At 48.3% G+C, this 10,186-nt stretch carries 12 protein-coding genes; 2 read left to right on the top strand and 10 right to left on the bottom strand.

Annotated features, from left to right (window positions below):
- Window positions 1–422: 422 nt before the first annotated feature.
- Window positions 423–824 (bottom strand): cupin domain-containing protein, encoded by a 402-nt coding sequence (locus C0977_RS04195; RefSeq protein ID WP_101912543.1) that lies wholly within the window; start codon window positions 822–824, stop codon window positions 423–425.
- A gap of 370 nt (window positions 825–1,194) precedes the next feature.
- Here C0977_RS04195 and C0977_RS04190 point away from each other — a divergent pair, with 370 nt between their 5' ends.
- Window positions 1,195–1,743, top strand: a complete 549-nt coding sequence (locus C0977_RS04190) for an NADH peroxidase (RefSeq protein WP_023053896.1) — start codon at window positions 1,195–1,197, stop codon at window positions 1,741–1,743.
- Between the two features lie 102 nt (window positions 1,744–1,845).
- Here C0977_RS04190 and C0977_RS04185 read toward each other — a convergent pair whose 3' ends face one another.
- The 6 genes from C0977_RS04185 to C0977_RS04160 form a co-directional block, all read right to left on the bottom strand.
- Window positions 1,846–2,517 carry a TVP38/TMEM64 family protein gene (locus C0977_RS04185; RefSeq protein ID WP_101912542.1) on the bottom strand — a complete coding sequence of 224 codons (672 nt, stop codon included), beginning with the start codon at window positions 2,515–2,517 and terminating at the stop codon, window positions 1,846–1,848.
- 188 nt (window positions 2,518–2,705) lie between these two features.
- Window positions 2,706–3,494, bottom strand: a complete 789-nt coding sequence (truA, locus tag C0977_RS04180) for a tRNA pseudouridine(38-40) synthase TruA (protein WP_101912541.1) — start codon at window positions 3,492–3,494, stop codon at window positions 2,706–2,708.
- On the bottom strand, window positions 3,491–4,291 hold the full coding sequence (locus tag C0977_RS04175; protein WP_101912540.1) for an energy-coupling factor transporter transmembrane component T family protein: 801 nt from the start codon (window positions 4,289–4,291) through the stop codon (window positions 3,491–3,493). The genes truA and C0977_RS04175 overlap by 4 nt, the downstream gene beginning before the upstream one ends.
- On the bottom strand, window positions 4,281–5,150 hold the full coding sequence (locus tag C0977_RS04170; protein WP_023054639.1) for an energy-coupling factor transporter ATPase: 870 nt from the start codon (window positions 5,148–5,150) through the stop codon (window positions 4,281–4,283). Before C0977_RS04170 ends, C0977_RS04175 begins: the two co-directional genes overlap by 11 nt.
- Complete coding sequence (locus C0977_RS04165; RefSeq protein ID WP_101912539.1) at window positions 5,135–5,974, bottom strand: energy-coupling factor transporter ATPase; 840 nt, start codon at window positions 5,972–5,974, stop codon at window positions 5,135–5,137. The genes C0977_RS04170 and C0977_RS04165 overlap by 16 nt, the downstream gene beginning before the upstream one ends.
- A gap of 45 nt (window positions 5,975–6,019) precedes the next feature.
- Complete coding sequence (locus C0977_RS04160) at window positions 6,020–6,562, bottom strand: DUF805 domain-containing protein (RefSeq protein ID WP_101912538.1); 543 nt, start codon at window positions 6,560–6,562, stop codon at window positions 6,020–6,022.
- A 138-nt stretch (window positions 6,563–6,700) separates the two neighbouring features.
- Between C0977_RS04160 and C0977_RS04155 the strand changes: the two genes are divergently transcribed.
- Window positions 6,701–7,171 (top strand): hypothetical protein, encoded by a 471-nt coding sequence (locus tag C0977_RS04155; RefSeq protein ID WP_023054648.1) that lies wholly within the window; start codon window positions 6,701–6,703, stop codon window positions 7,169–7,171.
- Window positions 7,172–7,359: 188 nt separating this feature from the next.
- Here the strand turns inward: C0977_RS04155 and C0977_RS04150 are convergent, their stop codons facing one another.
- The 3 genes from C0977_RS04150 to C0977_RS04140 all read right to left on the bottom strand — a co-directional run bounded on the left by C0977_RS04150 (window position 7,360) and on the right by C0977_RS04140 (window position 10,122).
- The gene (locus tag C0977_RS04150) at window positions 7,360–8,190 is read right to left on the bottom strand and encodes an undecaprenyl-diphosphate phosphatase (RefSeq protein ID WP_101912537.1); all 831 of its coding nucleotides are present in this window, start codon (window positions 8,188–8,190) and stop codon (window positions 7,360–7,362) included.
- Between the two features lie 109 nt (window positions 8,191–8,299).
- Window positions 8,300–8,764 carry a BREX-3 system P-loop-containing protein BrxF gene (gene brxF, locus C0977_RS04145; RefSeq protein ID WP_023054652.1) on the bottom strand — a complete coding sequence of 155 codons (465 nt, stop codon included), beginning with the start codon at window positions 8,762–8,764 and terminating at the stop codon, window positions 8,300–8,302.
- Window positions 8,765–8,841: 77 nt separating this feature from the next.
- Complete coding sequence (locus C0977_RS04140; protein ID WP_101912536.1) at window positions 8,842–10,122, bottom strand: hypothetical protein; 1,281 nt, start codon at window positions 10,120–10,122, stop codon at window positions 8,842–8,844.
- Window positions 10,123–10,186: the final 64 nt, after the last annotated feature.

Below are 10,186 nucleotides of genomic sequence, written 5' to 3'. Positions count from 1 at the left end.
ATGTCTCAATTTCTTGAGACCTGCACTCTGGCGTTTCATTCGTTGCATTGTTCAGTTTTCAAAGGCCACGCCGCCGTTTGGCGACTCGTTTATCTTACCAAACTATTCCTAGTCTGTCAAGATCTTTCTTTGAAGCTTTATTCAAACTTCAAACCGACTGACGTCGAAAGCAGCAGGTATTGATTTATGTAAAAATCCTTTTACATAAATCAGGGCACAAAAAAACAACTTACATTGCGTATTTGATTTTCTGCACGTTAACCTCACTGGTGCAATCATCATATCACGCATTTTCTTTACTGTCAATATATTTATTCCTATTTTGTAACAATACCGTAAAATTCCCGACTATTCCCCTCTCAATGACGGTAAATCATCACTATTGCAATGAACGCGCAGAGATTTACCGCCATATCGATGGTTTACGGCAGTTGTCCGTATGCATCGTCGTCAACAGCTTCACACCATTCATTCGTCGCTCCCTCAGCCGGAACTTCAACTGCAATATGTGCAAACCAGCTGTCTTTTGCAGCACCGTGCCAATGCTTTACTTCAGGCGGGATATTGACAACATCACCAGGATGAAGTTCACGAGGCGCCTGGCCCCATTCCTGATAATAGCCTCTGCCGGACGTGCAGAATAATATCTGCCCTCCTTTGTGATGAATATGCCAATGATTCCGACAGCCCGGTTCAAAAGTAACATTGGCAGTAATAAGGCGTTCTGTCGTTAATATCTTCAAATAACTCTGACCGTTAAAATATTGCGCATAAGCATCATTAGGCTCTCCTAATCCAAAAACACCTGCTTTTTCTTTCGTCATACCTTGTCCCTCCTCAGTACATCACGATTATAGTCGGTGCATTTCGTATAAATTATAGAAAATTCCCGCTCTTCTGTCTAATGCCTATACTTTATTGATATCTATGCCTGTATATATTGCTTTTTAACAATAAAAAGACAGCCGCCGTAAACCTGCTTCAAAAAGCATCCATCATAAAAATACCGCTTTCCAATGGTTGCCGACAGCGACATCTCCAACTTCGTCATAATTATTTTTAGCATCTATTCATTTTTCTATTGCATCATTCTGTAATATTTGCTATAATTTTGTTAGTAGATAATCATTATTTATTAGTAAAAAATAATAATTACTATCATTAAAATTGCAAATTCAAGGAGGTTGTTTCATTATGAAAAAATTTGTTTGTGGTATCTGCGGTTACGTATTCGAAGGCGATGCCGCCCCTGAAAAGTGTCCGCAATGCGGCGCTCCCGCTTCCAAATTTACGGAACTGCAGGAAGGCGTAAAAGAATATGCCGACGAACATCGCGTCGGCGTTGCCAAAGGCGTTGATGAACGCATCATCGAAGGTCTCCGCATGAACTTCACAGGCGAATGCTCCGAAGTCGGCATGTATCTTGCCATGAGTCGTGTTGCCGATCGCCAGGGTTACCCGGAAGTCGCGGAAGCTTACAAGCGTATCGCCTTTGAAGAAGCCGAACACGCCGCAAAATTTGCTGAACTTCTCGGCGAAGTCGTTACAGACGATACCAAGACAAATCTCGAAATGCGTGCAGCCGCCGAACAAGGCGCTTGTGCAGGCAAGAAAGAAATCGCCACACTGGCAAAACAGTTAAATCTTGACGCGATCCACGATACGGTACACGAAATGGCAAAAGACGAAGCTCGTCACGGCCGCGTATTTGACGGTTTGCTCGCCCGCTATTTCCAGAAATAAAAATCCCGGGCATTTATCCATCCAGTTAAATAAACCATCAAAAAAAGACCTCTGCAGAGGTCTTTTTTGATGGTTTATTGCTGCTCTCTGCAGCACTTATTTTTACTGATGTTTACGCCGCCACCAGAGGAATGCGTAAACGGCAATAACGACAAATGTCAGTACCAGCAATCGTCCCCAATGTTCACGAATCAGTAACAGGTCATGTCCGAACCACACTTCAATGATAACGGCAGGGATTTTTCCGAACAGATTGGCTACAAAATGATCTTTATAAGATATATGGCTTAATGAACTGAGCGCCGTAACGACGACATTCGGAGAATACGGTATAGCCCGCCCGGCCATGATCGTCTTGACACAGCTGTACGAATCCAGCTTTTCCAGCATATTGCTCCGTTGAATCACTTTTTGCGCCTGTTTTCGCAGCAGTTTTCGCGTCAGGCGAAAACTGATCTCAATGCCAAGGACTTCTCCGATCCAAGAAATGACGATACCCGGTATCAATCCGAAGATTACGCCGTTTACAGTAAGGAACGGAATCGACGGAAGTCCGATGGCATTGATAAAAGCGATCATGAATATGCTGATCAGTATCGCCTCATAGCCAAAAGACGAGATATATGCCGTCAGCCCTTCCAAATCTCCGTCGATCAGGAGTTGCCACATAGTCGTATAGAAATCGGGCAAGATCAGCTGGATTCCCCAGAAAACGGCAATGATAGCTAAAAGGCCGACAAGTCGCAGCATCCAGCCCAAGGTTTTATCTGTCATAAACGGTATCTTTCCTTTTAGCGACTGCCGGAGCAGTCAAAATAGTAATGTGCCGGTTAATTCGCACATGCTGTCTCATGTTGCGAAAGACAGTATATCATGTAAATTTTATTATACCATATTTTTTTGTACGCAGAAAAGCTTACATCGCATGCCGACATGTCAAACGCTGTGCAGCGATAATGCCCTTAACAGCGGTGGGGCCGGAGCTGAGCGATTTTTTCGTTCAGGCGCTCTTCTGAATAAAAAACCTCTTCCAACGTAAGCCCTTGTGCCGGCGCCGTCGCACCCAAACGGGTCCGATCTTTGCCTGCAAGAATAGCGGAAAGATCAGTTTGGGAAAATCTGCCCAGGCCGACATCGACGAGACCGCCGGCAATATTCCGTACCATATGATATAAAAAGCCGTCACCGACAACATCAATGCAGATACCGGCCGATATTGGTTCAACAGTCAGAGAATATAGTGTTTTTACCGGGTTCATCGGCGTTGTATTGGCGCCTTCAAATGCCGAAAAATCATGTTTTCCCAAGAGCAGCGAAGCGCCTTCCCGCATTGCCTGCAAGTCCAGTTTCCTGCGAATGAACCAACTGTACCGCAGTAAAAACGGATCGTGGATCCTGCCGTTATTGATGATGTATCGATAATGCTTTCCTTTATTGTCATGGCGAACGCTGAAAGCATCGGTCATTTCCCGTGCTGAAAGTACGGCGATCGTACGCGGCAGGCAGCCTTTCATCGCGTAAGGAAGTTTTTCCGTAGGAATCGTGCCGGCGCCGTAAAAATTGACAACTTGACCGCGGGCATGAACACCGGCATCGGTTCTGGCCGCTCCATAAACAGTGATCTGCGTCCGGTAAATAGTTGCCAACGCTTCTTCCAGGCACTGCTGCACCGAAGGAGCTTTGGACTGCCGTTGGAAGCCGTAAAAGTCAGTACCGTCATACGCAACGACTAGACAGATATTCTTTTTCATATGCCCCACCGCAATACCGCCAAAACGACAGTGACGCCGAGAACGGCGAAAACAGCGACATAATCCCGATACGTATACACCAGCTCCGTCATTCTCGTCCGGCCTTCACCGCCGCGATAACACCGCGACTCCATCGCCGTCGCCAGATCGTCGGCGCGGCGAAAAGCGCTGACAAAAAGCGGAACCAATAAAGGAATCATATTTTTGCCGCGCTGCCACAAGCTGCCGCTCGTAAAATTCGCACCCCTCGCCGTCTGGGCTTTCATGATTCGATCCGTTTCCTCCAACAGCGTCGGAATAAACCGCATCGCAATCGTCATCATCATCGCCAGTTCGTGGGCAGGAACGCCGAAGCGCCGAAATGGATTCAGCAAATGTTCGATACCGTCGGTCAAAACGATCGGCGAAGTCGTATAGGTCAACAAAGAAGAAAAAACGATCAAGTAGACCAGCCTTGCCGTCATCAGCGCCCCTTGCGCGATGCCTTCGCGCGTAATGTGGAAAATGCCGTATTGCCAGATCGCTTCCCCCGGTGTCGTGAATAAATGGATACCCAGCGTAAAAGCGACAATAACCCAAAGGGGCTTGATCGATTTGACAATCAACCGCGGCGGCAATTTTGCCGTCAAAAAACAAGTAACTACGAAAGCCGTCACAATACCGTAAGAGACAAGGGAATCGGCAAAGAAAATGGCAACAATAAAAATCAACGTACAAACGATTTTAACGCGCGGGTCAAGTTTGTGAATAAACGAAACTCCCGGGAAATATTGACCTAACGTAATATCAGTGAGCATGCTCTGCCCCTTTCAGCGACGCATAAATGGACTCCGCGCCTTCTGCTACGGTTTTCACGCGCTCCTGTACCGGCAGACCGCGTCCGTGCAGATAACGCAATACATCCGTAACAGGCGGAACGGCAACACCTGCTTTGCGGAGTATCGCTTCCTCTTCAGAAAAGATCCGCAGCGGCTCACCGTCCAAAACAATATTACCGCCGTCAAGAACAATAAGTCGGTCAGCCATCTGTGCAATATCTTCCATATTATGGGAAACGAGGATAACCGTAATGCCTTTTTCACGGTGCCAACGCAATATTTCCGAAAATATCTCGCGTCTGCCGGCCGGATCCAGACCGGCAGACGGTTCATCGAGAATCAAATAGGCGGGATGAATGGCAATGACGCCGGCAATAGCCACGCGCCGCATCTGACCGCCACTCAGCCGAAACGGCGACCGAGCCGCGTAAGTTTCATAATCGAGACCGACAAACTCCATCGCTTCCTTGACACGTTCCTCGACAGCTTCTTCATTGAGTCCGAAATTACGGGGACCGAAGGCGATATCTTTTGCAATCGTTTCTTCAAATAATTGATATTCCGGGTATTGGAAAACCATGCCGACCGTATGCCGCATCGTCATAGCCTCCTTATCCTTTTTACCGATATTGATGCCGTCGACAGTAACCGTTCCTTCCGTCGGCTGCAACAAGCCGTTTAAAATCTGGACCAGCGTCGACTTTCCGGAACCGGTATGCCCGATAATTCCGACAAACTCACCGGCATGAATTTCCAAGTCTATATGATGGAGCGCCGTTTTTTCAAAAGGCGTTCCCACACCGTACGTATGCCGTACTCCCGTTAAAACAATGGACATAAAGAATCTCCCAACTCTTCCTTTGTGATGATCTGGCCGCTTACGGCAACGCCTTTTTCTCGCAGAAGCGCCGCCAACTCAGCGGCAACGGGCACGTCAAGCCCCATCGTCTGCAGTTTACGGACATGCGTAAAAACGTCGCGCGGCGTTCCTTCCAAGACAAGCTCGCCTTGATTCATGACGAGAACGCGGTCGGCTCGAACCGCTTCTTCCATGAAGTGCGTGATCAGAACGATGGTAATGCCTTCATCGTGCAGCTGTAAAAGCGTATCCATGACCTCGCGCCGCCCCTTCGGATCAAGCATTGCCGTCGGCTCGTCAAGGACGATGCAGCGGGACTGCATGGCCAGGATTCCGGCAATGGCGATACGCTGCTTTTGGCCGCCGCTCAACAGATGGGGGCCATGCTTGGCATACTGTGTCATCTGCACCCGTTCCAAAGCAGTCCGCACCCGTTCTTTTATTTCGGCAGAGGGAACGCCGAGATTTTCCGGACCGAATGCGACATCTTCTTCAACGACAGCTGCCACGATTTGATTATCCGGGTTCTGAAAAACCATCCCGACATGCTGCCTGATATTCCATAAATTTTCTTCTTGCGCCGTCTGCATGCCACAAACTTCACAACTGCCTTCCGTTGGCCGTAACAACGCGTTAAAATGCTTGGCCAACGTCGATTTTCCCGACCCGTTGGTTCCGATAATCGCAACAAATTCTCCTTCATCAATGGAAAAAGATACGTCTTTGACAGCGTAAACCGTGCGCCCCGCTTCATCCGTATAGGAATGACTCAAGTGATCCGCCTTCAACATAGGTATACTCATCGTACGCGACTCCTCTGTGCTCACGTTCATCCGATTGCCTCCGCTCTAACGCCGGCGCGGTTCGGCCGCAGCCGTTCCCTTGACCAGGGCCAGGAGAAAATACAAAACGACAGTGGCCGCCGCCGTGAATTGCCAGTATGCCGCAGCCCCGAGAACAGGCAAAATATAGCAGCAAGAATAGCTGGAAAAGGGAACGGCGAACAACCAGCCGCTTCGTCCCATATCCCGCAGGCGACGACTGCCGACAGAGATCTGCGCCCAAACGACGGGAACGGTCAACGCCAAAAAGATGACCGCAAAGAGCAGCGCCAAATCGATTCTGCCGATGAGCAACGCCTCTACCAGCCTACTGTACAGAATCAGCGAAAAAAAAGCTTGCCCGAACATCAGGACAAGAGTTCGCAAAACAAAGGGCTGCCGCTGTAAGGTGCCGGAAAAACGAAAATACTTTTCCTTTAACTCTCCAAAATCACGAAAACTGATGATGCTGTCTTCATCGGCTGAACCGACAGGCATTGATAACCCTTTATGGATACGCGCCGCAGAGCGAGTGCGTTTTTGTAGCTTTATCTTTTTTGGCTGATTCATGTCCGCCTCCCAAGGTCAATTACATCAAGCGCATCAGGCTTTCTTTCCTATGGTATCACATTCTGCTTTCGGACTCAAATTTTTTTCATAACTGTGGTACAATAAGCATGAATTACGACTACGCAAGGAGATGCTCTCATGGAAAAAAAGTATGAATCACAAACGATCGCGGGCACACGCGGATTATTTACGTTCAATTTTTTCTGCGAATCTATCATTACGGCCCTGCACACGCTGCTGCACATGCTGGAACACGCAGAAATACCGGCGCCGGAGGAACTGAGTAAGGTACCCAAAACGCTCTCCGATTTCGGCATGGCCTTACAAGAGGATTACGACCAAAAAGCAGTAAATTTATGCAGAATCAAAGAAGATATTCTCCGTTTTTACAAAGCAGCCTTCAAAGCCAATGACAAATTGGTACCGCTCTTGCCGACGGAAAACAACGAGATATTTTATTATTATCTATTGTATACGGAAGGCGTCAACCTGTTGTTTGCCAATTTTATGTATAGCCTGTGCAGTGATTTCCCGGAAAACGAAGACATGACGCCGGCTATTGCGGAAATACGGCAAGCGTTTTTAGCCGTATCGGAGTCCTATGAATAGGCAGTGATGCTTTCTTTCCTTCACTAAAGAAGAACAGTCGAAAGACGGCATTACAAAAACAACGCCTTGCCGCTTCCTCGTCCTTTTACCTGACTAAAAGGATTTCATGAATTCTTCTCGCTATTGATAAAATGCCATAGGAATATAAAAAAACCGTTTCGCCGCGAGAAGGCGAAACGGTTTTTCCTTTATGAAATGACAAAGAAATGGATAAACGCGACCAGTGCGACCACGAAGCGGTAGTAAGCAAACGAAGCCAACGTCGATTTATTCAGGAACTTCAGGAACCAGAGTACCGAAATATAGGCCACGACAAAAGCGACAATAAAGCCGATAAGGATCATGATCATGTCATTGCCGTTCAAGTCGGCAAGGCTTTTCAGCAAGTCGTAAAAACAAGCAATCATCATGACCGGCACGGCAATGATAAAAGAAAAATCCGCTGCCGCCTTGCGGCTGAGCCCTAAAAACAACCCGCCGGCTATCGTCGAGCCGGAACGTGAAAACCCCGGCCAGAGAGCCAAAATCTGGAAAGCGCCGACAAAAAAAGACTGGATAACCGTCAGTTCGTTAACATCATCACAAACAGTGCGGACACGGGATTTTTCAGCTGCCAACATAAAAAGACCGCCGATAATCAGGCCAATAATCACTGTCCCGGCAGAAAAAAGATACGTTTTAATCGCATGGTGAGCAAAAAAGCCGATAATCATAACCGGCACAATTCCAGCCGCGACATGAGCCAATGTCAGCCCCGTATCGCGGCGCCGCCAATTGACCGGAGACAAGAGATGCCAACAGCGGTATTGCTGCAGCATATATAAAAACTTGTCTTTATAGATGAGCAATACGGAAAGAATCGCTCCCAGCTGAATAAAGACCTCAAATACGCCGGCACGCACCCCGGTAAAGCCGAGCCAATCGCCGACAAGAATCATGTGTCCTGTCGAGGAGACAGGAAGGTACTCCGTAACCCCTTCTACGATGCCTAAAATAACGGCAATAATATAATCATTCACGCAATCATTCCTCCAAACGTCAAAAACAATACGTACTGCGTAGATTATAGCACAGCCACATGCGGAAAAAAAGACGCTATTCTTTCGAACAGCGTCTTTTTATCAGAGATCAATCCAGCGAAATGACATGATTGGGATTTTCGATTTTAAACTTAGCGTACTTCGGATCACCGTTGTGCTCAAAATACAGCGTATCGCCGTCCAAGGTCCCTCGCCAGCTGACGATGATCGGACATTCGCGGCTCAGTTCTTTCAGCATATGAATCGGATTTAAATTGAGAATCGGAGCAAAGAGAAAACTGACATTGTCAATCATAACAACGCGTGCATTGAGCCGATGTATAGCCGCAGAAATAAGTTCTGTAGCCTTTTCCGGTCGATCGGCCCGAGGCACTTCCAAAAACTCATCATCAAACAACTCTTTCGCTTCACAGATTTTCCAGCCATCCTGATAGGTCAGTTCACGGATTAATTTGCTTTTGCCCGATCCGGGACCGCCAATAAGAATCAACAACTTCTCCTCTTCTTGGGCAATGTACTTCCATCGTTTTAACACATCTGCATCTGTAACCATGAAAATCACCTTCATTTGCTAGTTTTATTTATATATTTATTATACTTGAAAGTCGTCACATAAGTAAAGGAATTTATCTACTTAAATTTCTCCCCCTTCTTCTCAGCCAGATCATACCGCCCCGCCGCGCTCTGCAAATCCGTAACAGGGCCGGTCAACAGGATCACATCGTCAATATACTGCCCGTCGTGGCGAACAACAAAGAGAAGCGATACATCTTTATCGTAGGGACTGTCATAATAGTACCCGTCGACGCCGGTCGCCCCGTCAGGCCCCCACTCGATCCTGCTCGGCTCGCCGTACAGCGCCAAAATCGTCGACAAATGGTATCCGATAGAGGCGCCGCGACCGGTATAGGCGCTGTTCGTCATCAGGAATACCTTATCGACGCGGGCCAGACGATCGGCCTCCAATCCATAATCGCCATATATCCAGAAATTCCCGCCGCTGCCCTTAAGCATGCTTTTCCACTTCGAATACGCGTTAAGATCAAAGGCCGTACGCGGCACAACGCCCATCAAGGTAAAGTCTCTCTCGTCTCGCCGAATCGGATCAAGGCGGCGTAAATCGTCTGCATACGGCGCCCGCGGCGCCATCATGGCAATCCGCTCGATCTTACGATCGGCGACGGCGAAAGCGAGGATTTCGCTTGCACCGGGATCTTCATAAAGGAAGTAGAACACATTGGCATCGGGATCGCGCAATATTTTTGCCGGCGCGCCGTAAGCACGCACCAACAGTTCGGCCACATTTTTCAAATAGATGCCGCGACCTGCAGCGATATCTTGCCCCTTCGCCAGGTAAACCGCTTCCACGCCGCCGCCCTTTATCTTTCCATCCTGCCCGGGCACTGCCGGCAAATGCGGATTGCGCAGAACGACGCGCAGCTCCAAGTCCGGCCGATCATACTCCAGCGTAGTGAAATGTTCCGTTACCTTGCGTTTGTCAGGCCGCCCGTACACGGAAAGTACCTTCGCCTCTTCATCGCCGCGGCGCAAGCTGCCAATAGTGAAATCAGCTTCTGTCAAAGGCGCAATCGCGATGGGTTGCACAGCATCACGATTAACGGATTGTACAGTCGAAGGCAGCGAAAAATGAAAACGCACACCGCCCGGCTGCGAGTCCGTTTCCTCATGCAATTGCGGCAATTCGTCCGCCCCAATCGCCGTATTTTGACGGGCGAAAGTATCTTTACCGTCCTCCACAGAAGGGTCTCCGCTTTTACGCACTGCCGTTTTTGCAGACGTAACAACACCGGCTTCATTTGTTGAAGCGACTGTCGGAACGGCGTCGCCGGCCCAAGCCGCCGTGCAGCCGAAAAGATACAGTCCGCCTAAAAGAATCCCTATACGCTTCATTCCTTACCTCCTCGACAGGTATTGAAAAAAACACCCTTTGAAACAACATTCCAAAGGGTGCGCA

Source organism: Megasphaera vaginalis (ex Bordigoni et al. 2020), assembly GCF_900240295.1.
Taxonomy (GTDB): domain Bacteria; phylum Bacillota; class Negativicutes; order Veillonellales; family Megasphaeraceae; genus Megasphaera; species Megasphaera vaginalis.
Note: the sequence above shows the minus strand (reverse complement) of the source record. Positions and strands in the feature narration are given on the sequence as shown.

Coding starts and splice junctions, on each gene's coding strand:
- C0977_RS04195 (WP_101912543.1), bottom strand. CDS start 824: ATGACGAAAGAAAAAGCAGGTGTTTTTGGATTAGGAGAGCCTAATGAT.
- C0977_RS04190 (WP_023053896.1), top strand. CDS start 1,195: ATGAAAAAATTTGTTTGTGGTATCTGCGGTTACGTATTCGAAGGCGAT.
- C0977_RS04185 (WP_101912542.1), bottom strand. CDS start 2,517: ATGACAGATAAAACCTTGGGCTGGATGCTGCGACTTGTCGGCCTTTTA.
- truA (WP_101912541.1), bottom strand. CDS start 3,494: ATGAAAAAGAATATCTGTCTAGTCGTTGCGTATGACGGTACTGACTTT.
- C0977_RS04175 (WP_101912540.1), bottom strand. CDS start 4,291: ATGCTCACTGATATTACGTTAGGTCAATATTTCCCGGGAGTTTCGTTT.
- C0977_RS04170 (WP_023054639.1), bottom strand. CDS start 5,150: ATGTCCATTGTTTTAACGGGAGTACGGCATACGTACGGTGTGGGAACG.
- C0977_RS04165 (WP_101912539.1), bottom strand. CDS start 5,974: ATGAGTATACCTATGTTGAAGGCGGATCACTTGAGTCATTCCTATACG.
- C0977_RS04160 (WP_101912538.1), bottom strand. CDS start 6,562: ATGAATCAGCCAAAAAAGATAAAGCTACAAAAACGCACTCGCTCTGCG.
- C0977_RS04155 (WP_023054648.1), top strand. CDS start 6,701: ATGGAAAAAAAGTATGAATCACAAACGATCGCGGGCACACGCGGATTA.
- brxF (WP_023054652.1), bottom strand. CDS start 8,764: ATGGTTACAGATGCAGATGTGTTAAAACGATGGAAGTACATTGCCCAA.
- C0977_RS04140 (WP_101912536.1), bottom strand. CDS start 10,122: ATGAAGCGTATAGGGATTCTTTTAGGCGGACTGTATCTTTTCGGCTGC.